This window comes from Azospirillum sp. TSH20 (assembly GCF_003115935.1).
Lineage (GTDB): Bacteria > Pseudomonadota > Alphaproteobacteria > Azospirillales > Azospirillaceae > Azospirillum.
This window is the reverse complement of the sequence record NZ_LGQU01000092.1, coordinates 1-24,282: the sequence shown is the minus strand read 5'-3', so window position 1 is coordinate 24,282 and position 24,282 is coordinate 1. Positions and strand designations below refer to the sequence as shown.

The following is a 24,282-nucleotide window of genomic DNA, read 5'->3' as shown; positions in this document are numbered from 1 at the left end:
CCACGATGATGAGGTTGGAGCCGAGGCTGTCGATCTGTTGGGCGATGCGCGCTTCCGCTCCGGCGCCGACCGCGATCATGGTGATGACCGACGCCACCCCGATGATGATCCCCAGCATGGTCAGCATGCTGCGCATGAGGTTGAGACGCAATGCCGCGAACGCAATGCGGATGGACGACAGGGGGTTCATGCCGCGGCTCCCGGCTGCTGCAAGCCCGCCAGCACCTCGGACGCCACGCGGGGTGCAATGACCGGCCGGTCGTCGATCAGCCGGCCATCGCGAAAGCTCAGCGTGCGCCGGGCGAAGGCTGCGATGTCCGGCTCGTGGGTCACCAGCACGACCGTGATGCCGCGCGCATTGAAGCCCTGGAACAGCGCCATGACCTCGATGCTGGTGCGTGAATCGAGTGCGCCGGTCGGTTCGTCGGCCAGGATCAGCAGCGGGTCGTTGACCAGCGCACGGGCGATGGCGACGCGCTGCTGCTGGCCGCCCGACAATTGCGAGGGATGATGCCATGCCCGCCCGGCAAGGCCGACCTCGGTCAGGCGGGCGAGGGCGCGGCGGCGGCGCTCCTGGGCGGACAGGCCGGCGTAGACGAGCGGCAGCTCCACATTTTCGACTGCCGGCGTGCGCGGCAGCAGGTTGAAGCCCTGGAACACGAAGCCGACCAGACGGTTGCGCACCCCTGCCAGTTCATCGGGAGCAAGGTGCGACACGTCGCGCCCGTCGAGGCGGTAGAGGCCGGCGCTGGGGCTGTCAAGGCAACCGAGCAGGTTCATGAAGGTGGACTTACCCGATCCCGATGGCCCCATGACGGCCACGAACTCGCCGGCGGCGATGCGCACCGACACGTCGTTCAGGGCGAGCAGGGGCACGTCCCCCAATCGGTATTCCTTGCTCAGGTGTTCGGTCTCGATCAGCCAGTTGCCCATGGCCGGGCTCCCCGGTGGAAGGCGCAGATGTCAGAGACGGGGGCCGCCGCCCATGGACGGCATCGTGCCGGAGGCGGCAGCCGGGGCGGTTTCGCCGAGGATGACCCGTTCGCCGGCAGACAGCTTACCTCCGACGACCTCCACCATGGTCCCGTCGGAGGTGCCGAGACGAAGGGGGCGGCGTTCCGGCTGGCCGGACGAGCCGAGCACCCAGACCTCGCCCGCTTGTGGGGATGGCGGCGCATCCGGCGGGGTGGCCTTGGCCGGGCGATAGCGCAGAGCGGCATTGGGGACCAGCAGCGCGTCGTCGCGATGCTCGACGACGATGCGGACGTTGGCGGTCAGGCCGGGCAGGAGTGCCAGATCGGGATTGGGCGCCGAGATGACCACGTCGTAGGTAACGACGTTCTGAACGACCTGGGGTGCTTTGCGGATCTGGAGCACCGTGCCGACAAAGGCGCGGCCGGGGTAGGCATCCACGGTGAAATGCACCTCCTGGCCGACCCGCACCGTTCCGACATCCGCCTCGTCCACAGATGCGTCCACCTGCATGGCCGCCAGATCCTGGGCGATGGTGAAGAGCACCGGCGCCTGCAGGCTGGCCGCAACGATCTGGCCGCGATCGACGTTGCGCTGGATGACGGTGCCGTCCACCGGCGCGACGATGCGCGTATGCTCCAGATTGATGCGCGCGCCCTGATAGGCCGCCTCCTTCTGCTGCACCAGGGCCGTCGCAGCCGCGAGGTTGGCTTGGGCGAGACTGAGCTGGGCCTCGGTGGACCGGATCGTGGCCTGTTGGCTGACCTCCTGTGCGCTCAGCGCCTCGACATCGGCCTGGGCGGCGTCGCTGGCGGACTTGGCGCTGTCACGGTCCGAAGCGGACGCATTTCCCCGCTCGAAAAGCCGTTGCGTGCGGTCGAAACTGGTCCTGGCGTTGAACAGGAGCGCCTGCGATCTGCGCAGCTGGGCCTGGACGTTGGTCAGGGTCGCGCGCGCGGCCTCCAAGTCGGCGGCTGCGCGGGCGACGGTGGCCTGCTGGGTCTGGATGCCGGCCCGGGCGACGGCGAGATCGCCTGCCGCCTGTGCCACCTGTGTATCGAACAGCGCGGGATCGATGCGGGCGATGAGCTGGCCGGTCTTCACCTCCGTGTTGAAATCGGCGACCAGTTCACTGATTTGTCCCGACACCTGCGATCCGACCTGCACCGTAACGACCGGATTGACGGTGCCGGACGCGGTGATCGATGCGGTGACCGCGCCGCGCGCCACCGGTCCGGTTCGATAGGCGGGAGCGGCGGTCTGGGTGCCCATGGCGTGATAGAGCAGCCCCACCGCGCCCAACATCGTGAGCAGGATCCCCAGCAGCCAGCCCGAGTGCCGGAAGGCGCGTTGGGCTGGTGGGGCAGGGTTGGTCGAGCGTCCGGGGCTCGATCCGTGGTCGGTCAGCGGCAGAGTCATCGGCCGTCTCCGGAAGGACCGGTTCGACGGTCCACGCTATCGACCCACGCTATCCGTCTGACGGTCCGCAGCATTGACGTGCATCAAGATCGGCAGCGCTCGATCAGGGTACTGCAAAAGCTGTAAAGACAGGACGGACCTGCACCGGTGGGACACCGTCAAGTTGGCGGTGACGGATTGCCGCCGCGGTTCACCCCTTCGCCGCCAACTGACCGGACGCGAAGCGGGCAAGCGTTCCGGCGTCGAGGCGCCGGTCGTGGAGAGCGCTGGCCACCAGCACGGCATCGGCGCCGTGCGCGGCCAGCGCGTCCAGATCCGCCGCATCGCGCACGCCGCCGGCCCCCCACACCCGAACCCCCGGGCGTCGGGCCGCCAGCGTCGCAATCCGGTCCAGATCCGGCCCCTCGCCCGAGCCGACCCGGTCCAGCGTCATGGCGATCACGCGCGCGGGCCAGAGGGCTGGCTCCTCGTGCAGCGCCGCAGGTCCCAGCGGCACTCCCTGCCGGACATCAAGCGACAGCGCCACCCGGTCTTCTCCGGCCAGCGCCAGCGCCGCGTCCAGCGTCGCGCCGTCCGACTGGCTTTCGCTGCCGATCACCAGATGCCGGACCCCGGCGTCGAACCAGCGGCGGCAATCGTCGGGCGTCGCCAGTCCTGCATCGACCCAGAACGCCACCTCCGGCCAGCGGGCCTGCAGCGCCGCGACGGTGGAACGGTGGTCGCCATTTCCCCTGATCGCGTCGAGATCGGCGACATAGCAGGCGCGGAAGGGTTGCAGCGCCAACAGCGCGGCCACGATATCCTGTGGTGCGGCTCCTGCGGTCAGCGCGCTTTCGATGGGGCGGTAGCGGTCGCGCTCCCCCCGCTTGGCATGAACCACCTGCTCGCCCAGCAGGTCGATGACGGGAACGATGTCCATGGAGAACAGCCTTCGTCGGGTTCTGGTCTGCGAGTATGTCACCGGCGGCGCGTTGTGCAACGGGCCGCTTCCGACCGACCTGATGGCGGAAGCCAACGCGATGGTCGTGGCCCTGGTCGGTGATCTGGTCGCGCTGGACGGAATAAACGTCACGCTGTGCTGGGACAACCGCCTTGCCCCGCCGTCCTTCCCCGCAGACCGTGTCGCCCTGTTCCCGGTGGCGCCGGGCGAGGATCATGAGGCGCGCTGGCGCGCTGCCGCCGCCCGGTGCGACATGGTCTGGCCGATCGCGCCGGAAAGCGACGGGCTGCTGGGCCACGTCGCCGCTCTTTTCCGCGGCACCGGCCGCCCGGTGGTCGCCTGCGCGCCCGAGGCCATCGCTCTCGCGTCGTCGAAGACGGCGACGGCGGCGCGGTTGGCCGCCCACGGCATCGCGACCATTCCCACCGTTCCCTTCGGCGCCCCGCCGCCGCCCGCCGCCTGCCATGTGGTGAAGCCGGACGACGGCGCCGGTTGCCTCGATACCTTCATCGTCGACAACATCGCCGCCTGGACGCCGCCGCATGCCGGCCGCTGGATCGTCCAGCCGCTGGTCGAGGGCGAGGCGTGCAGCCTGTCCATGCTGGTCGACGATACCGGCGGGGTGCGGCTGCTCGGCTGCAACCGTCAGACGGTGGAGCGCGGGAGCGACTGCTTCTCCTTCCATGGCGTGGAGGTCGGGGCGATGGAACACCGCCGTGCCGCCTGGGAGCCGCTGGCCCGCGCCGTCGCCGCCGCGATTCCGGGGCTGTGCGGCTATGTCGCCGTCGACCTCATCGACCGGCCTGATGGTCCGGAGACGAATGGCCCAGTGGTGGTGGAGGTGAACCCGCGCCTGTCCGTCGGCTATTCCGGGCTGTCGCGGGTGCTGGGCTGGAACCCGGCGGGCGACATCCTGACTCTGTTCCACACCATGTCGGCCGATGCGGGCCGGGAGGACGCACATGCCTGACACCCGTGGTTCGATCGTGATCGGCTGGGACATCGGCGGCGCCCACCTGAAGGCCGCCTGGGCGGAGGATGGCCGGCTGCGCGATGCGGTCCAGGTGCCCTGCCGGCTCTGGCAAGGGATGGGAGAGCTGGATTCGGCGCTCACCACGGTGCTGGAGCACCTGCCGGCGGACGCCGACCATGTGGTGACGATGACCGGCGAACTGGTCGATCTGTTCGACGACCGCGCCCAGGGCGTGCACACGCTGATCGACCGGATGGCGGTGGCCCTGCCGCAGGTGCGGCTGCGCGTCTATGCCGGCCGGCGCGGATTGCTGTCGCCACAGGAGGCGCGGGGACAGGTGATGGACGTGGCCTCCGCCAACTGGATGGCGACCGCCGCGGTGGTCGCCCGGCTCCTGCCGGCGGCGCTGCTGGTCGACATGGGCAGCACGACCACGGACGTCGTGCCGGTGCGCGACGGCGCCGTGGTGGCGCGCGGCGTCACCGATCACGAGCGGATGGCGGTGGAGGAGCTGCTCTATACCGGGCTGACCCGCACGGCGGTGATGGCGATGGAGCGCACCGCGCTGGTCGCTGGCGAGCGGTTGCCGATGATGGCCGAGTATTTCGCCACCAGCGCCGACCTCTACCGCGTGCTGGGCCGGCTGGACGAGGCCGCGGACCAGCATCCCGCCGCCGACAACGGGGCGAAGACGGTCGAGGCCAGCCTGCGCCGTCTGGCCCGCATGGTCGGGCATGATGCCGGCGATTACGATCCGGCGGTCTGGCGGGCGATGGCCGCAGATCTGACCGAACGCCAGCTGCGCCGCATCCACGATGCCGCCTGTCGCGTGCTGTCGGCCGGGGTGCCGCCTCTGCCGGACGATGCGCCCGTGGTTGGGGCTGGCGTCGGACGTGCCGTCGTGAAGGAGGTGGCCGTCCGGTTGGGCCGTCCCTACCAGGATTTCTGCGATGTGGTGGGTGCCCCCGGTCAGGATTGGGTCGCCAGTTGCGCCCCCGCCGCCGCCATGGCGCTGCTGGGTTGAGGGGGGAGACATGAGCCGCGCCTTCGTTAAGGAAAGCGACGCCGAAACCGAGGGGCCGCTGCCGCAGATCACCGGTCCCCTGCACGTGTCCGCCGCCACGGTTGCCGCTTGGCAGGAGGAGCTTGCCGCGGCCGACGCCGAGGTTGCGAATCTGCGTGGCTCCGATGCGCCGGAGGACCGGCAGGCGATGAGCAGCGCCAAGCGGCGCGCCGACCTGCTCCGCGCCCGTCTGGCCGCCGCCGTGGTGGTGCGCCCGGCCGGCTCGGCGGATGAGGTCGGGTTCGGCTCCGTCGTCGTCGCCGAGGATGAGGACGGACGCCGATGGACATTCACGCTGGTGGGCGGCGAGGAGGCCGATCCCGCCGCCGGCCGGATCAGCTGGCAATCCCCGTTGGGCGAGGCGCTGATGGGCGGGCGGGCCGGCGACGTGGTCGAATGGCCGCGCCGGAACGGCCCCCTGTCGCTGACCCTTCGTTCGGTGTCGGCGTCCTGATCCCGCCCCTCAACCGCCATCCAGCACGCGCAGCTGCGGGCGGATTTTCACCATCATCTCGTCATGCTCGCGGCCGGGATCGGAATCGGCGATGATGCCGCCGCCGGCCTGGGCGATGACGCGGTCCGGCGTGACGGTCAGGGTGCGGATGACGATGCTGCTGTTCATCGCCCCGTCGAAGCCGATCCAGGCGACCGACCCGCAATAGGCGCCGCGCCGCGGGACCTCCAACTCATCGATGATCTCCATGGCGCGGATCTTGGGCGCGCCGGTGATGGAGCCGCCGGGGAAGGTGGCGCGCAGCAGGTCGACCGGACCCAGCCCCGGCTTCAGTTGCCCCTCGATCACTGACACCAGATGGTGGACAGAAGCAAAGCGCTCCACCCCGCACAGGACCGGGACCTTGACGTTGTCGATATGCGCCACGCGGGGCCGGACTGTCGAAGACCAGGCCGTCCTGCGGCATGCGTTATGCTCCGATGCTGGTGGCGAGGGACTTGACCCAGAAACGAAGGGGTTTGGCGGTCTCCTCCCGGTCGCAGGCGTCGCACCAGGACAGGGCTCCGCCGATCTCCGGCTCCAGCCGATAGCCCAGCCGCCGCCACGCGGAATCGGGCGTCCGGTAGGCGTTCGGGCGGCGGGGATGGTCGACGGAACGCACGATCTCGCCGAAGGCGATGGACGCGAAACGGCCGGTTTCGCGTATGTGGGATTCGCCGATTTCCAACAGGGCGGTCCCCACTCCGCGCCCGCGATGGGAGGGGAGGACCACCACCTCGCCGAAATAGAAGATCGAGCGCGGGTTGCAGCCTGCATGGGTGAACGGGTCGCGCAAGGCGTCCAGCTCCTGGTCGAGCGGTGCGCCGGTGACGGCCGCGACCATGCGGTTGCGCTCGAAGGCGGTCAGGATGAGTCCGCCCGGCAGGCCGCCGAGACCGGACAGATAGCGTTCCTCGTACGCGGCCGAGCCGGAATAGAGATAAGGGAACTCGCCCAGCACCGCCAGACGCAGGACCGCCAACTCCTCCACCCGGTCGGCCAGGGCGGCGCCGGTCAGCCGCTCCACCCGTATGCCGCCTCCTATGTCACCATGCAGCCGCGGCCCGTGGGGCGGCACGGGCCGCGCCGGAAGAGCGGCGGCGCCCCCCCCTTCCGGAAGAGCCACTGCGCTCACGGTGCCGGCACCGGCCGGAACCGCCGCAGGAACGCGAAGCGTGCCGGGCGTGGGGCGGAGGCGGTCCGGCCGAAGCTTTGCGTAATGCGGTCGAGAACGATGGCCAGCAGAACGACGCTGAGGCCGCTTTCGAAGCCGAGCGCGATGTCCAGGCGCTGGATGCCTTGCAGCACCACGTTGCCCAGGCCGCCGGCGCCGATCATGGAGGCAATGACGATCATCGACAGCGCCATCATCATAGTCTGGTTCACGCCCGCCATGATCGAGGGCAGGGCGTTCGGCAGTTGCACCTTGAACAGAAGCTGGCGGTCATGGCAGCCGAAGGCCTTTCCGGCCTCGACGATCTCGGCCGGCACCTGCTGGATGCCGAGCGACGTCAGGCGCACCGCCGGCGGCATGGCGAAGATCACGGTGGCGAGGATGCCCGGCACCCGGCCCAGGCCGAAGAACATCACCGCCGGGATCAGATAGACGAAGGCCGGCATGGTCTGCATGAAGTCCAGCGTGGTGCGGACAATGCTTTCGACCACGCGGTTGCGCGCCATCCAGACGCCCAGCGGCACGCCGATCAGCAGGCTGAGCAGGGTGGCGGTCAGCACCAGACCCAGGGTGGAGGCAGTCTCCGTCCACAGCCCCATGCCGGCGATCAGCAGCAGGGCAGCGACGGTAAAGACGGCGAAGCCGACGCCGACGCGCCAGAGGGAGATCGCGACGAGCAGCCCGATCAGCAGCCAGGCCGGCGCGCCGACCAGCACATAGTCGATGGCGCCGCCGAAGCCGTTCACCACCGTCGCGATCGTGTCGAACGTCGATTGGAAATGGTCGAGCATGAAGCTGACCAGCTCCTCGACCCATTTGCCGATTCTGATTTCGGACTCCATCGGTCAATCCCCCCGAACCAAGGTGTGGAGCATGAGGGCGCGTGAAATGGCGCCGAGGAAGTTGTGGTCGTCGTCGACGACGGGCACCGGCCATTCGGTGTCGGCGACGAGCGCGAGCAGGGCGTGGACCGGCGTCGCGGCATTGACCGTGCGGACGTCGGGCAGGAAGGCGTTGACGAAGCGCGGCTGCGGCCCATTCAGTTCACGTTCCAGCGTCGTCTGCGAGACGATACCTTCGAAGCGGCCGTCATGGGTGCGCACATAGCCGAAATTGTGGTGGTTCTCGCGCAGCTGCTGCAGGGCGGGGGCCAGTTCGCCGGGCAGGCGGATGACCGTGTTGGTCGCCTCGTAGCGCGCCACGTCGCCGGCCCGCAGCACCTTGGAGGCATCGACGTTGCGGAAGAAGGAGCGGACGTAATCGTCGGCCGGGCGGCTGAGGATTTCATAGGGCGTGCCGACCTGTACGATGCGGCCGCCTTCCATGATGGCGATGCGGTCGCCGATGCGCATCGCCTCGTCCAGATCGTGGGAGATGAAGACGATGGTGCGCTGATGCTCGCGCTGCAGGCGCAGAAGTTCGTCCTGCATTTCCGTGCGGATCAGCGGGTCGAGGGCGGAGAAGGCCTCATCCATCAGCAGGATGGTGGGATCGTTGGCCAATGCGCGGGCAAGGCCGACGCGCTGCTGCATGCCGCCCGACATCTCGCGCGGATAGCGGCTGGCGTAGGCGCCAAGCCCGACCTGCTCCAGCGCCTGCTGCGCCGCCTTGTGCCGCTCCGCCTTGGACACACCGGAGATTTCCAGGCCGAAGGCGGCGTTGTCCAGCGCGCTCAAGTGCGGCATCAGGGCGAAGGACTGGAAGACCATGCCCATGTTGCGGCGGCGGGCCTGGATCAGTTCGGACTTGGACATGCTGACCAGATCCTTGCCGTCGAGCAGGATCTCGCCGCTGCTCGGTTCTATCAGCCGGTTCAGCAGGCGGATCATGGTGGATTTGCCGGAGCCCGACAGCCCCATGATGACGAATATTTCGCCCGAACGGACCTGAAAGCTGGCATCCAGCACGCCGACATTGACGTTCAGCTTCTCCAGAACCTCCGCCTTGCTGGCGCCCTGGCGCAGCATGGTCAACGCGGGTTTCGGGTCGGCGGAGAAGACCTTGTAGACGTTCCGGACTTCCAGGCGGACCGCCGCGTCATCGCCGACGCTCGTCCTGGCAGCGCCGCGGGGAAAGCCCAGGCTGGCCGGTCCCCCGACCGAAACCGCGCTTCGCATCATCGTGTTCATCGACAGGCCTCCTCTCGATTGGCGACAGCGCGACCTGTGGTACTGGGAGGATCGTTTTGCATGGTCATGGAAGCATTCCCTGTTCGACGAGGCTGTCGTAGATGGCCAGCGCCCCCGCTTCGGCTGTCGGGTTGACCAGCAGTTGGCCTTTTCCGCTCTTGCTCTCGGTCGCGGCTTTCAGCCGGTCCAGCGCCGAGCCGCCGCGCTTCACGCGCATCAGCTTGGGCTTTGGTCGCCATGGCCGATGCTCACAATCCGGCAGGAAGAGGTCGGCGGTCGCCTGAACCGCCACCGGCTCGATGACGCCCCGCCGGGCCGGGCCGAAGGCCGAGGCGCGGGCGGGCGGGGCGGAAGGATGGACGGTCGCTATGAGGCGGCCGGTAGCGATCAATGCCCGCCGCTGTCCGCGCGGCAGCGCCTGAACGAGGTCCACCGCGCCCGGCATGGAGTCCGGCGTATCGGCGGAGCCGATCCCCACCACATCGGGCACGACGGCGGCATCAAGGCCGCGGGCGATCAAATAGGGCAGCATGCCGCTGCCCTCGCCATCCTCCGCCTGCCGTCCGGTCAGGACCAGTGACGGGTCGAACTGGCGCAGATGGGCGATCAGCGGTTCGACCGGATCGCTTCCCTCCGGCAGGTGCAGCAGCGTCAGCCGCTCCAGCCCCATGCCGAGATAGGCGCGCAGCGCCTCGCCGTCGGCGGCGGGGCCGGCATGGATCGCCGTCAGCCGCCGCGGACGCATTGCCAGCGCCATTTCCAGCGCCTGCGCGTCGGTGGCGGCACGGCGAGCGCGGCCGGAGACCGGATGGCGGCCGATGGACAGCAGGACGGCGACATTATGCATGGCGGCGCTCCCGGATGAGCCGGATCAGGGCGGGCATGACGGCCTGCGCATCGGCGACGATGGACAGGTCGGCCCGCTTGATCATCTCGGCGTGGAGGTCGGTGTTGACGGCGATCACATGCCTGACGCCGGTGATGCCCTGAAGATGCTGCGGCGCGCCGGCGATGCCGAAGGCGAGGTAGCAACGGGCGCTGACCACCGTGCCGGAGGCGCCGACCTGCCGTTCGCGCGGCAAATGGCCGGCGTCGCAGACCACGCGGCTGCCGGCGCGGGTGGCGCCCAACGCCTCGCCCAGCTCGGCGAAACTTTGCCAGTCGGTTACGCCATTGCCGGCGCTGAGGATGAAATCGGTTTCCGACAGCGACAGGGCGTCGGGATCGACGGCCAGCCGGCGGGCGCCGCCCAGGCGGGGCAGAAGCTCCTCCGCGGCTGTCAGCGGAGCGGCGAGGTCGAGCGGCCGGGCCTCGTGCCGCACGCCGTCGAGAGGGTTGAAGGCATCTGCCGCCACCGTCATCAGCCGGGTCGGGCGGTGCCCGGTCTCCAGCGACCCGCCGGCCGATTGCCGAGTGGCGCGGTCGGGGCCGAGGCTCTGCACGCCGGCGAACAGCCGCTCTTCTGTAGCCGCGGCGACCCGCCTTGCGACGTCGGCGCCGTCCGGGCTGTCCGGGAACAGGATGTGACGGGGAGACAGTGCGGCCATCAGCGCGGAAGCGGCGGCGGCGCGCCGTTCCGGCACGTAATCGTCGGCCCAGCCGTCGGGCAGGGCGACATGGCGGTCGGACCCGGCCTCGGCCAGCGCGTCTCCCGACCCGGTGGAGACGGTCACCACCGCACCACCGCCAGCGTCGGCCAGCAGGCGGGCGGCGGCGATCACCTGCCGGTCATGCTCACTGACCTCGCCGCTGGGGCGGTCGAGCATGGCGAGGATCAGATAGGCCGGCTCGGGGATCACCTTCAGCGGGATCGCGGGGGCCGCGGCAATTGTGGCGCCCATCATCGGAGCGATGCCGACGCAGGCCGCGTCGCGCGTCCAGTCGTAGCGAGGGCGCGGCTGGCGCTGGACCAAGGCTGCGTCGCGGATGGCGCGCGGGTCGCGGCGGCGCTCACTCGTCGCGGCGGCGACCGGCTGGCGCAGCAGGCGCGGGCGCTGGCCTGTCAGGATTGTGCGGGCGGCACGCTCGGCGCGGGGATCGACACGGCGGCGGATGGCTGGAGGGTGAGTCATCGGGCGGTCTCCGTCGCGGCGAGCACCAGCTCGGCGATCTCCGCCACCTCCGGCCGGGGACCGACGACGCCTTCGAGCATCAGGGCGCAGTTGGGGCAGGCGACGGCGACCAGCGAGGCGCCGGTTTCCCGGACATGCTCCATGCGGACGTCGGGAATGCGGCGTTCGCCCGACACGTCAGTCAGCGGAGCGCCGCCGCCGCCGCCACAACAGCTCGACCGCAGGCCGGAGCGCAGCATTTCCCGACGCTCCACGCCGATGGCATCGAGCAGGGCGCGCGGCGCCTCGATCTCGCCATTGTAGCGACCGAGGTAACAGGGGTCGTGGAAGGTCACGCTGCGCCCGACCGGTTTGGTCACCGTCAGTGCGCCGGCGGTGATCAGTTCCAGCAGCAGGGCGGTGTGATGGACCACGGTCCAGCTGCCGCCGAAGGCCGGATATTCGTTGCGCAGCGTGTGCAGCGCGTGGGGGTCGGCGGTGACGATGCGGCCGAAGCGGCGGGCGTTCAGTGTCGCAACGTTGCGGGTCGCCAGCGACTGGAAGGTCGCCTCGTCGCCCAGCCGGCGGGCGACGTCGCCGCAATCCAGCTCCTCGTCGCCCAGCACGGCGAAGTCCACCCCGGCGCGGCGCAGCAGAACCACCAGTGCCCGCAGCGAGCGCTGGACCCGCAGGTCGAAGGCGCCGTCACCGACCCACAGCAGCGTGTCGCAGGACCCACCGGTCGGCAGCCGGGGCAGCGACAGGTCGGCCGCCCAGTCCCAGCGCCGGGCGAGCGCACGGCCGCCGGGATTGTCGGTGGCGCGCAGTTCCTCCAGCATGACCGCGGCCTTGCCGGGGGTGGCGCCCAGCTCCAGCGTCTGGAAGCGGCGGAGATCGACGACGGCGTCCACATGCTCGATCATCATCGGGCATTCCTGCACGCAGGCGCGGCAGGTGGTGCAGGACCACAGCGTGTCGGGATGGATCATCGCATCCGGCCCGATCAGCGGCAGCGCCGCCCCGCCATGGGCCTTGCCGACACCCCGGCCGGGATGGGGATTGCCGGCATAGGCGGCGTCGCTTGCCTCGCCATCTATGGCGGCGACCAGATCCTGCACCAGCTTCTTCGGGTTCAGCGGCAGGCCGGCGGCATAGGCCGGACAGGCCGTCTCGCAGCGACCGCACTGCACGCACGCATCGAAGCCGAGCAGCCGGTTCCAGGCGAAATCGATGGGACGCGCTACGCCCAGCGCACCCGCCTCATTTTCTTCCGTGGGAGCGAGCGGCAGCGGCTTCAGCCCGGTGTCGCGTCCCATGCCATCATGGAAGCGAGCCGGACGCGGGTGGAAGGCCAGATGCAGCGCGCCATGCACGGCATGCTTCAACGGTCCCTTCCAGACGCCCCACACCAGATCGGCCATCGCCACTCCGGCAATGGCGATCAGTACCAGAGCCAGCGCCTCCGGCATCACGCCGCCCAGCGACTGGTCGAGCGCCACCACAAGCAGGCACCCGGAAAATCCCAGAAGCGACAGCGGAAGGCGGGCGAAGCGGCCCTGCGACAGCTCGCGCGGGCGGATCACCCGGCGGCGATGGCGGACCATCAGGGCACCCGCCAGCATGGCCGCCAGCACCAGCGCCAGCAGCAGCCAGAGAATGCGCGATCCGCCGATGGCGACACCCATCGCCACCAGCAGCACCAGCGCCGCGAGGAAGCCGCCGGCGACCAGCGCGTGGAAGCGGGCGTTGAACGGCGTCCGCCCGACCACATGGTGGACATCGACCAGATAGCGGCCGGGCAGGGCGCGCAGCCCGGCGACCACACCGACCGCCGCCGGCCGGCCGGCCAGCCAACGCCGCGACTGCCAGGCGGCCAATGCCGCGCCGATGGCGAGGACGGCAAGGACGACGGTGGTGAGAGCGGTGGCGATCACGTCGGACGGCTCCTGTCGCGGGGTGGAGGTGTCAGATGTCCTTGCACAGTCGCGCGGCGTCGTAGATGGCGGCGTGGATGTTGCGGCCGGCCACCGCGTCGCCGATGCGATGCAGCGTGTAGCCGCCATGGCCGTTGGCCTGCACCGGCTGCGGCCGGCCGGCGATCAGGCTGTCGAGATCGGTCTCGCCGCGGTTCAGCGAATGGTCCTTCAGATCGAAATAGAGGCCGTCGTTGGGCAGCGTTCCCAGCTCCACCACGATCTGGTCGACCAGCCGTTCCTCCTCCTCGTGGGTGTATTCGTTGCGCAGGACGGCGACGCGGCGGTTGCCCTCCGGGTAGATTTCCACGAGCTGATGGTTGGTGGTCATCACCACGTTCAGCTTGTACAGCTCACGCAGGTGGATCGGCTGGTTGGTGGTGCCGACCTCCTCCGCGATCATGCGGTCGGGGGTGGCGATCTCCACCAGCGCACCGCGCTTGGCCATGAATTCGGCGCAGGAGGCGCCGTGATGCTGGCCGGTGCCGTCATACATCAGGACGGTCCCCGTCGGTTCCACCGCCCCGGTCAGGACCTCCCAGGTCGACACCGCCAGATCGGCGCCCTTGAAGTCGCCGCGGTTGGGGCGGCCGCCGGTGGCGAGGATCACCACATCGGGAGTCTCGGCCTCGACGGCGGCGCGGTCGGCCTCCACCCCAAGGCGGACATCGACGCCCAGCTTGGTGACCTGCTGGGACAGCCAGCGGGTGATGCCGCTCATCGCCTCGCGCCAGGTCGCCTTGGCGGCGATGCCGATCTGGCCGCCGGGGGCGGCGTTGCGTTCGAGCAGGACGACCGAATGGCCGCGCTCGGCGCAGACGCGGGCGGCTTCCAGGCCGCCGGGGCCACCGCCGACAACGACCACGCGGCGTTTGCGCTCCGCCTTCGGGATCACGTGCGGCATGGTGCGCTCGCGCCCGGTGGCGGCGTTCTGGATGCACAGCGCGTCGCCGCCGACATAGATGCGGTCGATGCAATAGCCGGCGCCGACGCACTGGCGCACGTCGTCCAGCCGCCCTTCCATCAGCTTGCGCACCAGATGCGGGTCGGCGATGTGGGCGCGGGTCATGGCGACCATGTCGACATGGCCTTCCTCCACCGCGCGGGCGGCGGTGGCGAGGTCCGTCACGCGCTGGGCATGGAAGACGGGAATGCCCGCCTCGCGCTTAATGCCGCTGGCCAGATGCAGGAAGGGGGCGACCGGGAAGGACATGTTGGGCAGCGAGATGGCGTGCGCCAGATGATCGCGCGCCTGTCCGCCCAGCACGTTGACGAAATCGATCAGCCCGCGTTCGGCATAGGTGCGGGCGATGGCGATGCAGTCCTCGTGGCTGAGGCCGTCGTCGATCAGCTCGTCACCCGACATGCGCATGCCGACGATGTAGTCGCTGCCGACCTCGGCGCGGATCGCCTCGAACACCTCGATACCGAAGCGCATGCGGTTCTCCAGGCTGCCGCCATACTTGTCGGTGCGCCGGTTGACCGAGGGGCTCCAGAACTGGTCGATCAGGTGACCGTGGGCGGCCGACAGCTCAAAGCCGTCTAGGCCGCCTTCCTTGCAGCGGCGGGCGGCGGCGGCATAGCTGGCGATGATCCGCTTGAAGTCGAAATCCTCCATCTCCTTCGGCGTGTTGCGGTGCGCCGGTTCCCGGCTGGCCGAGGCGGAGACGGTGGGAAGCCAATTCTCGGTATCCCAGCGGGTGCGCCGGCCCATGTGGGTCAGCTGGATCATCAGCGCCGCGCCATGGCGATGCACCCGGTCGGAGAATTCGCGGAGGAAGGGGACGACGCTGTCGTCCGCGACGGAAATCTGGTTCCACGGCGCCGCCGGGCTGTCCACCGCGACGGAGGAGGAACCGCCGAACATCGTCAGGCCGATGCCGCCTTTTGCCTTCTCCTCGTGGTAGAGCTGGTAGCGCTCCTTCGGCTTGCCTTCGGACCCGTAGCCCGGCGCGTGGCTCGTGCTCATCACGCGGTTACGGATCGTCAAATGCTTGATCTGCAGAGGCTTCAGAAGGGCTTCGGCGGGCGAGGACATGGCAGGAACGATCCCCAGTGTTGAGCCTGCCAAGAATTCACCATCGGCGCGATTGTCGCGTTGCCCCCCGCGACCGGGAATTACCTTTTTGCGACAGGAGCGGAACGATGCGGTGCCGATCCGCCAAATATCTGATTTCTTTAGGCGAATTGGGAGTGGTGGCACCCCCTTCAGTCCGTTGCCACACCCTCTTGGGCCGTCGGCGCCTGGTCCTCGAACAGGCGGCGGTCGGGCAGCAGGGAGTCCCCGTTCGTGCGCCGGAAAGCGGCGAGAGGCGAGAGATGCGGATCGGCCTCCGCATCCGGCTCGGCGGTGCGGCGCACCTCAGACGGTGATATGCCGAACAGTTCGCGGAACTGGCGGGAGAAATGGGCGCAGTCGGCGAAGCCGGCCTCGTTCGCGATGGCGGTGACCGACCGCTTGGTGTTGCGCAGCAGCCAATGGCCATAGCGCAGGCGCAGTGTCCGGTAGTAGGTGGCCGGGCTGGTGCCGACGGCCAGCCGGAACAGCCGTTCGAATTGCCGGGTGCTGACGTTCAGGCGGCGGACGATCTCCTCCACCGACAGCGGGTCGCTGATGTGCTGCTCCATCAGCAGCAGGGCGCGGCGGACACGGTCGTTGGTGATCTCGACGACCGTCGGCGGCTGCGGTTGCGACTGGCTGGCGGGACGAGCCTTGTCGATCAGCAGGATGTGCATGGTTTTCTGGGCGGTGGCGCGGCCCAGATGGCGCTCGATCAGGAAGGCGGCAAGGTCCGCCACTCCGGCGCCGCCCGAACAGGTGATGCGGTCGCGGTCCACCACGTAGAGCTGGTCGGCCACCGGCACCAGATCGGGAAATTCCTCGATGAAATCGCGGTGATGATACCAGCTGACGCAGCAGCGCCGGTTCTTCATCAGGCCGATGCGGCTCAGCACGAAGCTGCCGGTGCACACGCCGACCAGGGTCACGCCGTAGGATGCCGCGGCGCGCAGATAGGCCAGCGTCTCGTCGTCCAGCTGCGGGCCGGCGTGCAGCAGCCCCCCCACCACGACCACATAGTCGAAGCGGCGGGGATCGGTCAGCGGTTCCCAGCGGGCGACGCCAATGCCGCAGCTGGACATCACCGGCTCCGCCCGCGATCCCATGATGGTCCAGCGGCACCGGATCTGGCGCGACCGGTCGCCCTCGTCGGCCGCCAGCCGCAGGGCGTCGATGAAGGGGGCGAGCGCCGTCAACGTGAAATTGTTGGTCAGGATGAACCCGACCGACAACAGCGCGCGTTCCTCCTGCCGGGGTGCGGGACCGCTACCGCCGAAACGGCGATATTCCACTGTCTTCCCCACCAGGATCACCTCCCAGTTCCACGGTCCCAGCCTGACGGCCGTGAACCGTCCTTCGGGATGCTAGCGTCAACGGCTCGCCCTCCGGAAGACAATTCGTTGGCGATAATTCTAACGCTCTATCACCAGATCACTGGTCGGGCGACTGCAACAGAGCAGGATCAACCCCTGGTCGATTTCACGTTTGCGGATGCCGCCGGTGTGGCTCATTTCCACCGTACCGGAGATCAACCGCGTCTTGCAGGTTCCGCACATCCCGCGTGAGCAGGAGGTCGGGACCCGGATCTCGGCGGCCGATGCCGCATCTGCGACCGCCATGTCGGGCGGGCAGGCGAAGACCCTGCCGGTTTTTGCGAATTCCACGCGGAAGCCGTCTGTGGGCGCTGCCTCCTGGACCGGTCCGGATCGCGCCGGCGGCTCTCCCGCGGCAAGTTCTGCCGTGAGTTCCTCGAAATTGAAGCTTTCCTGGTGGTAGCGGCCCATGTCGAAGCCGCCCTGCTCCAGAAAGGCGCGCACTGCCTTCATGAAGGGGCCGGGGCCGCAGACATAGACCTCCCGCTCCATGAAGTCCGGAGCGATCAGCCCGAGCATCGGCAGAGACAGCCGGCCGGTGAAACCCGCCCAATGGGCCTCGGTGCCGATGCCTTCGCACACATGGGCGACGCGCAGGCGGCGGCCGGGACCGGTCAGCGCGTCCAGTTCGCGGCGGAAGACGATGTCGGCAGGCGTCCGGGCGGCGTGGACGAAGACGATGTCGTGATCCTCGCCCAGATCGTCGAAGGTCCGGGTCATCGACATCAGGGGCGTGACGCCGCTGCCGCCGGACAGGAACAGGAACTTGCGCGGAGTCTCGGACTCCCCCGGCGTGAAATCGCCGAGGGGGCCGACCGCGCGGATCGTGTCGCCCGGCTTCAGCGTGTCGTGCAGCCAGTTCGACACCGGACCGCCGGGCACGCGCTTGACGGTGATCGAGAGCCGGTGCGGTCGCGCGGCGGAGGAGGAGACGGTGTAGCTGCGGTGAATGGTTTCCCCGCCGATGGGCAGCTCCAGCGTGATGAACTGACCCGGCTTGAACCGGAACAGGCAGGGGCGCCGTGGCGCGAAGACGAAGGTCTTCACGTCATGCGTCTCGTCCCGCACCGCCCGGCACACCAGCGTGTCGTCGATTTCGGGATCCCAATCCCGGACCGGAGGCGGAGCCGCATCCTGCTGCATCGTCATCTCTCTCCTTGAGCCCTGAACCTTGAGCCCTGAACCCTGGGCCTCGAGCCCTGAATCCTGACCAGCGGGCGATCCCGGCGGCTTGCCGGCCGGGATCGCCCTGTCGTCGCGTTATTCGGCGGCGACGCCCATCGGCGCCTGCTTGCCCAGCAGATGTTCGGCCATGCGGCCGACGTACCATTCCGTGAACTTCTCCACGAGCGGCTCGGTGTAGGGCGAATAGGGACCCGGCTCGTAGGCGGGGCTGAGGGCGCCGTTGTGCGAGATCTCGACCAGATCGGCATCCTGCTGGTTGGTTGCCTCCCACACCTCTGTCAGGCGGTTCAGGTCGTAATCGACACCCTCGACCGCGTCCTTGTGAACCAGCCAGCGGGTGCGCAGCAGGTTGCGGTCGGGACCGAGCGGGAACACCGAAAAGGTAACGATGTGGTCGCTCATGAAGTGGTTCCAGGAATTCGGCTGGGTCCAGAAGGACAGGGCGCCCAGCTTGCGCTCGGTGATCGACCCCAGCAGCTTCTTGGAAGCGCTGCGCGTGTCCTTGGTGTGGGCCTCGCCGGCGCCGTCCAGCGGCAGGCGCTCGGCGCGGAAGCCGGTGGTGTCGGTCAGGCGATCGACCTCGCGGCTGGGGAAGCCGGCCGCTTCCCAACCGGCGTGGCAGGACTGCACCAGCGCGTCGTACTTGGCGGCATGTTCCATCCGCTTCGGGTTGGTGCCGTCGGGGGCGAAGCCGAAGCCGTATTCGAACAGCGGGATGGTCAGTTCCGGATGGTTGCTGACGCAGTGGTAGCATTCACGATTGTTCTCCATCGTGAGCTTCCAATTGCCCTTCTCGATCAGGTCCACCGTCTTGGCGACCTTGCAGTTCTTCAGATCGTGCGGAAGGATGTAGGGCTCGATGGCCGCCGCCATGCGGTCGATGTCGTCCGGCGCTTCCTCCGCCAGACAGATGAAGATCAGGCCGCCGACCGACCGGATGTGAACCTTCTTCAGATTCCGGCACTTGCGGTCGAAATCACTGCCCATATGCTCGGCGAACAGAAGCTCGCCGTCCTGGCCGTAGGTCCACTGGTGATAGCTGCACACCAGATTGCCGACCGAGGTCTTCTCCTGGAGGATGATGCGCGCGCCGCGGTGGCGGCAGACATTGTGAAAGGCCCGCAGTTCCATGTCGTCGTCACGCATGACGATGACGGAGGTCTTGCCGATATCCACCACCATCACGTCGCCCGGCTCCGCCACGTCCGGCTCCACACCCACGTGCAGCCAATGGCGGCCGAAGATGATCTCCATGTCCAGCTTGAAGATCTCCTCGCTGGTATAGAACGGGGCTTCCAGGCTGTGCCCCTTCTTGCGGCGCGTCAGCAGGGCTTCTATGGAAATCTCGGACGACATGGCGGTTGACCTTCTGCGGGAGTGGGGCCGTGCGTTTTTGGAATCGTTCAGCCTTGATCGGGCTGTTGCCATTTTCGATTCCACGACACCCAGCCTGCCGCCCGCCGCGGCGCGTCGCGTTCTGGAATGCGACATCAACTTTAAAAAGGCCGACAGGCGCACCTGTCTTTTTGCGCAAGCCGGACTTCGGCAACAGTCGTTTTGCGACACGCCGTGATTATCCAAGGACAACGGCCGCCGCCTGTAAGGCGGGCAACATTCGCCGGCAGGGCCGGGCTCGTACGAGGCTGTCGCAAATCCGATACGAATTGCCGCTCTGATGAAGGTTTTTTGCTTTCGGGGCCGGCATTCTTCCTCAATCAGCACTGATGCCAACAACGATCCCGTTGGTTGGAAACGACTTTCCGCGTCGATCCCGGAAGGTGGCCGGCGGATCATGCATTCGATCCGGAGCCATCATCCGATCGCGTTCCCCGGTAGGACGGAGGTGATCTTCCGGGCCACCTGCTCGCGTCTGCTGCAAGTTTCGGTACGGCGACGCCGGGCCGTCCGGCCAAACGGGTCCAAACAAACAAACGATAAGAGGAGGCTTCTTGATGAAAATCTTCGGTAAAGCCTTGGGCGTGCTGCTTTCGGCGGCCATGACGGTCAGTCTGGGGACCGGCGTGATCGCCGCCCCGGCGCAGGCCGCCGAGAAGTCCATCAACATCGGCTGGACCGCCTGGTCCGACGCCGAAGCGGTGACGAAGCTGGCCAAAGCCGTGATTGAGGAGCGGTACGGTTACAAGGTTGAGCTGACCATGGCCGACATCGGCATCCAGTATCAGGGCATCGCCAGCGGCAAGCTGGACGCCATGCTGATGTCGTGGCAGCCGCTGACCCACAAGCCCTATCTCGACAAGGTCGGCAAGGACGTGGTCGACCTCGGCCCGCTCTACACCCGTGCCCGCCTGGGCTGGGTGGTGCCGGACTATATCCCCGTCGATCAGGTCAAATCCATCGAGGATCTCAAGAAGCCGGACGTGCAGCAGAAGCTGGGCGGCAAGATCCAGGGCATCGATCCGGGATCGGGGTTGATGCAGGCATCCGAAAAGGCGCTGAAGACCTATGATCTGAAGGGCCTGCAGCTGGTGTCGGCCAGCGACGCCGCGATGCTCGCCGCTCTGGAGCGGGCCATGAAGCGCAACGAGTGGATCGTCGTGACGAGCTGGAGCCCGCACTGGATGTTCGCCAACTGGAAGCTGCGCTACCTGGACGATCCCAAGGGCGCGTTGGGCGGGTTGGAGAGCGTGAACGCCATCGTCCGCAAAGGCTTCTACCAGGATCATCCGGAAATCTTCGAGTTCCTGAACCGGATGGTCCTGCCGATCGGCGATCTGGAAGCGATGATGCAGGAAGCCCGGCAGACCAGCTACGAGCAGGCGGTCGACAATTACATCAAGAACAACAAGGCCCGGGTCGATTATTGGGTCACCGGCAAGCTTTGATTGGCCGCGCTCCCTTTCCATCACCGTTCATGGAGGCGGTCCGTTCCGAACGCGCACGCGTGTGGGACGGCCGTCTTCAGCCACTCCATGATCGTGGTCGCCGATGGACTCGTCAGCACACATGCAGGGTATCGCGTCGGGCCCCGGCCGGATCGACCGGCTGCTGAACGGCATCCGCACCGGATGACCGGCAATGTCACCCTTATCAAGAGAACGATGATCCCATGACCAATCCGCTGTTCCGTGTCGGTGAAGCCACCGTCTTCGCCAAGGAGGGCCAGTTTACCGACGCCATGCCGGAGATCGTGATCGGAACGGTCGATGGTCCGGCCGGCCACGCATTCGCCACCATGATGGGGCAGACCGCCGGCCACACCCGCATGTTCGCGGTGCGGGATTGCAACCAGATGGTCCGTCCGGCCACCATGATGGTGTCCAAGGTCACGATGAAGTCCAGCGCCTATGTCGACCTGTTCGGCGGCATCGTCCAAGCGGCCACGGCCGACGCCGTGCTGGACTGCGTCATCGAAGGCATACTGCCGCGCGACGGGATCAACGACCTGTGCATTCTGGTGATGGTCTGGATCGACCCCCGCTGTCCCACCGATCCGAACCTCGATCGCGCCGATCTCTACCGCACCAATTACGAGGCGACCAAAATCGCCATCGGCCGGGCGATGCGCAATGAACCCACCATCGACGAACTGATCGAAAACCGGCACAAGGTCCGGCATTTCATGTTGGATCCGCTGGAGTGACCTGCTGGCCCGACACAGCAGACCAGGAAAAAAGCCCGCCTCCGATCAGGAGCGCGGGCTTTTTGCCGTAGGGCCGCTTGACCCGTCCCCGTCCCCGGCGGCTATCGGCGCTCCACATTCGGCAGGAAGACGGTCAGCAGCCCCAGGAGCGGAAGGAACGAGCAGGCGGAATAGACGAAGCCGATGCCGCGCCAGTCCGCGACGACGCCGAGCCCCGCCGCACCGATGCCGGCGACGCCGAAGGCCAGCCCGAAGAACAGGCCCGACACCAGACCGACCCGGCCGGGCAGCAGTTCCTGTGCATAGACCACGATGGCGGGGAAGGCCGATGCTAGGGCCAGCCCGATCACGGCGCTGAGAACCACCGTCGCCGTCAGGCCGACATAGGGCAGGGCCAGGGTGAAGGGCAGGATCCCGAGGATCGAGACCCAGATCACCGTCTTGCGGCCGATGCGGTCGCCGACCGGACCGCCGACCACCGTTCCCGCCGCAACGGCCGCCAGAAAGACGAACAGGCAGAGCTGGGCGTCGCCGGTGGACAACCCGAAGCGGTCGATCAGGTAGAAGATGTAGTAGCTGGTGATGCTGGCCAGATAGACGTATTTGGAGACGATCAGCGCGATCAGGACACCGACGGCCCTCGCCACCTGTCCGGCCGGCAGTTCGCTCCGCTGCGCCGACTGTCTGCCACTCGCGCGGGGTTTGGCGTTCAGCCGCTGCCAGCTGCCCAGCCGGACCATGACCACCATGCCGGCAAGGGCGGCGATGGCGAACCAGCTGAGGCTGCCCTGGCCGTGGGGCAGAATGACGAAGGCCGCCAGCAGCGGGCCGAGCGAGGAGCCGAGATTGCCGCCGACCTGGAACAGCGATTGGGCCAACCCATGGGCGCCGCCGGAGGCCTGGCGCGCGATGCGCGACGCTTCCGGATGGAAGACGGACGACCCGAAGCCCAGCAGCATGCCGCCGGTCAGCAGCGCCGGAAAGCCGGGCGCCCACGCCAGGGTGAGAAGCCCGAGCAGGGTGGAGCCCATGCCGAAGACCAGCGAATAGGGCATCGGCCTGCGGTCAGTGAACAGGCCGACCAGCGGCTGAAGAAGCGATGCCGTCACCTGATAGACGAAGGTCAGCAGGCCGAGTTGGGCGAAGCTGAGGCCGAACTCGTCCTTCAGGATCGGATAGACCGCCGGCAGCAGCGACTGGATCATGTCGTTGAGCAGGTGGCAGGCGCTGATCGCGGCCAGAATGGAAAAGGCCGTCGAACCGGTGCGGGACCGGCTCATGGTGGTGTCGGTCACGGGGGCATGCCCTCTTCTCTCCGCCTCAGGCGTTGGGTCCGTCCCGCCCTCGATGAAGGGGGCGGTCCGGGATCGCCCGGCATGTTGCGTTGAATGCGCCGTAAGCCTACGGTCGGCGGAGAAGGCCCGCCACCGCGGTCAGGCCAGTTTCCTACGAGATCGGGCCATGGTCAGAAATGTCCGCGTCGACGAGATCGACGCCGTCCAGCGGCCACTGCTCGCCACCACCCACCACTACCCGGACGGCGGGACGCTGCCGCTCCACCGGCACCGGCGCGGACAGCTGATCTCCGGCATCACCGGGGTGCTGATCATGTCGACGCCGCAAGGGCGGTGGGTGGTGCCGCCGGACTTCGGCTTGTGGATCCCGCCCGGTGTCATGCACGAGGTCCGCATGATCGGGGCGGTGACCACCCACAGCCTTTTTCTCGATCCGGACCTGACCGGCGGCATGCCGGACCGTTGTCAGGTCGTCGGGCTTTCGCCCTTCATCCGCAGCCTGATTTCCCGCGCCGTGGATGTCCCGGCCGATTATGACCCGGACAGCCATGACGGCGCGGTGATGGCGCTGATCCGCTACGAGATGCAACATCTGCCGGCCCAGCCGCTGACCGTGCCATTTCCGACCAACCCGGCCTTGGCCGAGCGTTGCCGGCGCTTTCTTCGGCAGCCGGCGGTGCATGAGACGATCGAGCAATGGTGCGACGGGCTGGGGGTCAGCCGGCGCGCCTTCACCCGGCTGTTCCGGCGGGAAACCGGGCTGAGCTTCCTGGAATGGCGCCAGCAGGCCTGCCTTGCCGCCGCGCTGCCGCGGCTGGTGGCGGGGGAGAGCGTCACCGCCGTCGCGCTCGACCTCGGCTATGACAACCCCGCCGCCTTCACGGCGATGTTCAAGCGGGTGCTGGGATCGTCGCCGCGCGCCTATCTCAAGGGTGACGGCTGACTCCTCCGCTCATGGGTATCGCATCGCCTCCAGGTCTGCGATCAGGCCGGGGCCTTGCGGTCGCCAACCGAGCGTCGCCTGTGTCAGGGCGCCGGATGCCGTCATGTGGCTCCGTTGCAAAGTTTGCCAGCAAGCGCGCTCGCCAACTGGTCGACCGCATACGGCGCCACTGCCAGCGTAGCCGCTTCTCGATCTCCGGCGTATACTTCTGCACCCAGCGGTACATGATCGAGTGATCGACCGAGACGCCGCGCTCGGCGCTCATCTGCTCAAGGTCGCGATCGCTGATGCCGTACGGTCGTGCTGGCGACCCGCGAGCCGGACATCGCAGCCTTCGCCCGGTGCACGCTGAGCTTTCGCGATGGCCGGCTGATCGACGACCGGCCGGTCGTCGCACCCCGCGTGGCATCCGAGGTGCTGGCGGGCTTGCAGCAGCCGGGAGCCGCGGCATGAACCCCCTGTCGTCCATCCGCATTGCATTCGCGGCATTGCGTCTCAACCTCATGCGCAGCATGCCGACCATGCTGGGGATCATCATCGGGGCGGCGTCCGTCATCACCATGATCGCGGTCGGCGCCGGAGCGGAAGCGCGCATCGCCCAACAGATCGACAGCCTCGGCTCCAACCTCATCATCGTGG

24 protein-coding genes and 2 pseudogenes are annotated in these 24,282 nt (G+C 68.1%); 9 read left to right on the top strand and 17 right to left on the bottom strand.

The features are described 5' to 3' along the window. The 4 genes from TSH20_RS23520 to TSH20_RS23505 form a co-directional block, all read right to left on the bottom strand. A partial coding sequence (locus TSH20_RS23520) for an ABC transporter permease (protein WP_199232443.1) occupies nt 1-190 on the bottom strand: 190 nt, incomplete at its 3' end. Continuing rightward, entirely contained in the window at nt 187-933 is a 747-nt protein-coding gene (locus TSH20_RS23515; RefSeq protein WP_109157522.1) for an ABC transporter ATP-binding protein, read from the bottom strand. The genes TSH20_RS23520 and TSH20_RS23515, both read right to left, overlap by 4 nt. 30 nt (nt 934-963) lie before the next feature. Continuing rightward, nucleotides 964-2,391, bottom strand: coding sequence for an efflux RND transporter periplasmic adaptor subunit (locus tag TSH20_RS23510; RefSeq protein ID WP_109157521.1), 1,428 nt, complete (start codon nt 2,389-2,391; stop codon nt 964-966). Between the two features lie 190 nt (nt 2,392-2,581). Further along, on the bottom strand, nt 2,582-3,310 hold the full coding sequence (locus TSH20_RS23505) for a HisA/HisF-related TIM barrel protein (protein ID WP_109157520.1): 729 nt from the start codon (nt 3,308-3,310) through the stop codon (nt 2,582-2,584). Between TSH20_RS23505 and TSH20_RS23500 the strand changes: the two genes are divergently transcribed. Genes TSH20_RS23500 through TSH20_RS23490 form a run of 3 tightly spaced genes read left to right on the top strand, consistent with a single transcriptional unit; the run spans nt 3,309 to nt 5,821 of the window. Then, nucleotides 3,309-4,301 carry an ATP-grasp domain-containing protein gene (locus TSH20_RS23500; protein ID WP_109157519.1) on the top strand — a complete coding sequence of 331 codons (993 nt, stop codon included), beginning with the start codon at nt 3,309-3,311 and terminating at the stop codon, nt 4,299-4,301. The genes TSH20_RS23505 and TSH20_RS23500 overlap by 2 nt on opposite strands. Beyond that, nucleotides 4,294-5,328 carry a hydantoinase/oxoprolinase family protein gene (locus tag TSH20_RS23495; RefSeq protein WP_109157518.1) on the top strand — a complete coding sequence of 345 codons (1,035 nt, stop codon included), beginning with the start codon at nt 4,294-4,296 and terminating at the stop codon, nt 5,326-5,328. Before TSH20_RS23500 ends, TSH20_RS23495 begins: the two co-directional genes overlap by 8 nt. Nucleotides 5,329-5,338: 10 nt before the next feature. Beyond that, nucleotides 5,339-5,821 carry a GreA/GreB family elongation factor gene (locus tag TSH20_RS23490; RefSeq protein WP_109157517.1) on the top strand — a complete coding sequence of 161 codons (483 nt, stop codon included), beginning with the start codon at nt 5,339-5,341 and terminating at the stop codon, nt 5,819-5,821. Between the two features lie 9 nt (nt 5,822-5,830). On the opposite strand, the pseudogene TSH20_RS23485 reads toward TSH20_RS23490, so the two are convergent. The 11 genes and pseudogenes from TSH20_RS23485 to TSH20_RS23435 form a co-directional block, all read right to left on the bottom strand. Beyond that, nucleotides 5,831-6,250: pseudogene (locus tag TSH20_RS23485) on the bottom strand (chorismate-binding protein); the annotation flags it as partial. Nucleotides 6,251-6,290: 40 nt separating this feature from the next. Next, entirely contained in the window at nt 6,291-6,887 is a 597-nt protein-coding gene (locus TSH20_RS23480) for a GNAT family N-acetyltransferase (protein WP_247871668.1), read from the bottom strand. 104 nt (nt 6,888-6,991) lie between these two features. After that, on the bottom strand, nt 6,992-7,876 hold the full coding sequence (locus tag TSH20_RS23475; RefSeq protein WP_109157515.1) for a proline/glycine betaine ABC transporter permease: 885 nt from the start codon (nt 7,874-7,876) through the stop codon (nt 6,992-6,994). 3 nt (nt 7,877-7,879) lie between these two features. Beyond that, a complete protein-coding gene (gene proV / locus TSH20_RS23470; protein ID WP_109157514.1) occupies nt 7,880-9,163 on the bottom strand; it encodes a glycine betaine/L-proline ABC transporter ATP-binding protein ProV in 1,284 nt (427 codons plus the stop codon). Nucleotides 9,164-9,227: 64 nt separating this feature from the next. Next, nucleotides 9,228-10,010 (bottom strand): electron transfer flavoprotein subunit beta, encoded by a 783-nt coding sequence (locus tag TSH20_RS23465; RefSeq protein ID WP_109157513.1) that lies wholly within the window; start codon nt 10,008-10,010, stop codon nt 9,228-9,230. Then, on the bottom strand, nt 10,003-11,235 hold the full coding sequence (locus tag TSH20_RS23460) for an electron transfer flavoprotein subunit alpha/FixB family protein (RefSeq protein ID WP_109157512.1): 1,233 nt from the start codon (nt 11,233-11,235) through the stop codon (nt 10,003-10,005). Before TSH20_RS23460 ends, TSH20_RS23465 begins: the two co-directional genes overlap by 8 nt. After that, nucleotides 11,232-13,148, bottom strand: coding sequence for a DUF3483 domain-containing protein (locus TSH20_RS23455; protein WP_109157511.1), 1,917 nt, complete (start codon nt 13,146-13,148; stop codon nt 11,232-11,234). The genes TSH20_RS23460 and TSH20_RS23455 overlap by 4 nt, the downstream gene beginning before the upstream one ends. 31 nt (nt 13,149-13,179) lie before the next feature. Further along, nucleotides 13,180-15,225 (bottom strand): NADH:flavin oxidoreductase, encoded by a 2,046-nt coding sequence (locus TSH20_RS23450; protein ID WP_109157510.1) that lies wholly within the window; start codon nt 15,223-15,225, stop codon nt 13,180-13,182. Between the two features lie 170 nt (nt 15,226-15,395). After that, entirely contained in the window at nt 15,396-16,550 is a 1,155-nt protein-coding gene (locus TSH20_RS23445; protein ID WP_109157525.1) for a GlxA family transcriptional regulator, read from the bottom strand. Nucleotides 16,551-16,658: 108 nt separating this feature from the next. Continuing rightward, complete coding sequence (locus TSH20_RS23440) at nt 16,659-17,768, bottom strand: hybrid-cluster NAD(P)-dependent oxidoreductase (protein WP_247871667.1); 1,110 nt, start codon at nt 17,766-17,768, stop codon at nt 16,659-16,661. 111 nt (nt 17,769-17,879) lie between these two features. Continuing rightward, entirely contained in the window at nt 17,880-19,160 is a 1,281-nt protein-coding gene (locus TSH20_RS23435; protein WP_109157509.1) for an aromatic ring-hydroxylating dioxygenase subunit alpha, read from the bottom strand. On the opposite strand from TSH20_RS23435, the gene TSH20_RS23430 reads away from it, so the two are divergent. The 3 genes from TSH20_RS23430 to fae all read left to right on the top strand — a co-directional run bounded on the left by TSH20_RS23430 (nt 19,159) and on the right by fae (nt 21,405). Continuing rightward, nucleotides 19,159-19,377 carry a hypothetical protein gene (locus TSH20_RS23430; RefSeq protein ID WP_109492992.1) on the top strand — a complete coding sequence of 73 codons (219 nt, stop codon included), beginning with the start codon at nt 19,159-19,161 and terminating at the stop codon, nt 19,375-19,377. The genes TSH20_RS23435 and TSH20_RS23430 overlap by 2 nt on opposite strands. A gap of 379 nt (nt 19,378-19,756) precedes the next feature. Further along, the gene (locus tag TSH20_RS23425; RefSeq protein ID WP_109157508.1) at nt 19,757-20,647 is read left to right on the top strand and encodes a glycine betaine ABC transporter substrate-binding protein; all 891 of its coding nucleotides are present in this window, start codon (nt 19,757-19,759) and stop codon (nt 20,645-20,647) included. A gap of 224 nt (nt 20,648-20,871) precedes the next feature. Then, entirely contained in the window at nt 20,872-21,405 is a 534-nt protein-coding gene (fae, locus tag TSH20_RS23420; RefSeq protein ID WP_109157507.1) for a formaldehyde-activating enzyme, read from the top strand. A gap of 101 nt (nt 21,406-21,506) precedes the next feature. Here the strand turns inward: fae and TSH20_RS23415 are convergent, their stop codons facing one another. Continuing rightward, complete coding sequence (locus TSH20_RS23415) at nt 21,507-22,700, bottom strand: MFS transporter (RefSeq protein WP_247871666.1); 1,194 nt, start codon at nt 22,698-22,700, stop codon at nt 21,507-21,509. 166 nt (nt 22,701-22,866) lie between these two features. Between TSH20_RS23415 and TSH20_RS23410 the strand changes: the two genes are divergently transcribed. Beyond that, nucleotides 22,867-23,643: a helix-turn-helix transcriptional regulator gene (locus TSH20_RS23410; protein ID WP_109157506.1), complete on the top strand. Its 777-nt coding sequence runs from the start codon at nt 22,867-22,869 to the stop codon at nt 23,641-23,643. A 139-nt stretch (nt 23,644-23,782) separates the two neighbouring features. Here the strand turns inward: TSH20_RS23410 and TSH20_RS23400 are convergent. Continuing rightward, nucleotides 23,783-23,938 (bottom strand): annotated as a pseudogene (locus TSH20_RS23400) (IS6 family transposase); the annotation flags it as partial. Between the two features lie 5 nt (nt 23,939-23,943). Between TSH20_RS23400 and TSH20_RS35055 the strand changes: the two are divergent. Both TSH20_RS35055 and TSH20_RS23395 read left to right on the top strand, forming a co-directional pair. Further along, nucleotides 23,944-24,096 carry a hypothetical protein gene (locus TSH20_RS35055; protein WP_158282049.1) on the top strand — a complete coding sequence of 51 codons (153 nt, stop codon included), beginning with the start codon at nt 23,944-23,946 and terminating at the stop codon, nt 24,094-24,096. After that, on the top strand, nt 24,093-24,282 hold a 190-nt coding region (locus tag TSH20_RS23395; RefSeq protein WP_199232442.1), incomplete at its 3' end, for an ABC transporter permease. The genes TSH20_RS35055 and TSH20_RS23395, both read left to right, overlap by 4 nt.

What these genes read in the sequence shown, in the direction of transcription:
- TSH20_RS23425 (WP_109157508.1), top strand. Translation starts at nt 19,757, where the DNA reads ATGAAAATCTTCGGTAAAGCCTTGGGCGTGCTGCTTTCGGCGGCCATG.
- proV (WP_109157514.1), bottom strand. Translation starts at nt 9,163, where the DNA reads ATGAACACGATGATGCGAAGCGCGGTTTCGGTCGGGGGACCGGCCAGC.
- TSH20_RS23435 (WP_109157509.1), bottom strand. Translation starts at nt 19,160, where the DNA reads ATGTCGTCCGAGATTTCCATAGAAGCCCTGCTGACGCGCCGCAAGAAG.
- TSH20_RS23505 (WP_109157520.1), bottom strand. Translation starts at nt 3,310, where the DNA reads ATGGACATCGTTCCCGTCATCGACCTGCTGGGCGAGCAGGTGGTTCAT.
- TSH20_RS23475 (WP_109157515.1), bottom strand. Translation starts at nt 7,876, where the DNA reads ATGGAGTCCGAAATCAGAATCGGCAAATGGGTCGAGGAGCTGGTCAGC.
- TSH20_RS23460 (WP_109157512.1), bottom strand. Translation starts at nt 11,235, where the DNA reads ATGACTCACCCTCCAGCCATCCGCCGCCGTGTCGATCCCCGCGCCGAG.
- TSH20_RS23490 (WP_109157517.1), top strand. Translation starts at nt 5,339, where the DNA reads ATGAGCCGCGCCTTCGTTAAGGAAAGCGACGCCGAAACCGAGGGGCCG.
- TSH20_RS23515 (WP_109157522.1), bottom strand. Translation starts at nt 933, where the DNA reads ATGGGCAACTGGCTGATCGAGACCGAACACCTGAGCAAGGAATACCGA.
- TSH20_RS23495 (WP_109157518.1), top strand. Translation starts at nt 4,294, where the DNA reads ATGCCTGACACCCGTGGTTCGATCGTGATCGGCTGGGACATCGGCGGC.
- TSH20_RS23465 (WP_109157513.1), bottom strand. Translation starts at nt 10,010, where the DNA reads ATGCATAATGTCGCCGTCCTGCTGTCCATCGGCCGCCATCCGGTCTCC.
- TSH20_RS23440 (WP_247871667.1), bottom strand. Translation starts at nt 17,768, where the DNA reads ATGACGATGCAGCAGGATGCGGCTCCGCCTCCGGTCCGGGATTGGGAT.
- fae (WP_109157507.1), top strand. Translation starts at nt 20,872, where the DNA reads ATGACCAATCCGCTGTTCCGTGTCGGTGAAGCCACCGTCTTCGCCAAG.
- TSH20_RS23510 (WP_109157521.1), bottom strand. Translation starts at nt 2,391, where the DNA reads ATGACTCTGCCGCTGACCGACCACGGATCGAGCCCCGGACGCTCGACC.
- TSH20_RS23450 (WP_109157510.1), bottom strand. Translation starts at nt 15,225, where the DNA reads ATGTCCTCGCCCGCCGAAGCCCTTCTGAAGCCTCTGCAGATCAAGCAT.
- TSH20_RS23410 (WP_109157506.1), top strand. Translation starts at nt 22,867, where the DNA reads ATGGTCAGAAATGTCCGCGTCGACGAGATCGACGCCGTCCAGCGGCCA.
- TSH20_RS23430 (WP_109492992.1), top strand. Translation starts at nt 19,159, where the DNA reads ATGGCGGTTGACCTTCTGCGGGAGTGGGGCCGTGCGTTTTTGGAATCG.
- TSH20_RS23500 (WP_109157519.1), top strand. Translation starts at nt 3,309, where the DNA reads ATGGAGAACAGCCTTCGTCGGGTTCTGGTCTGCGAGTATGTCACCGGC.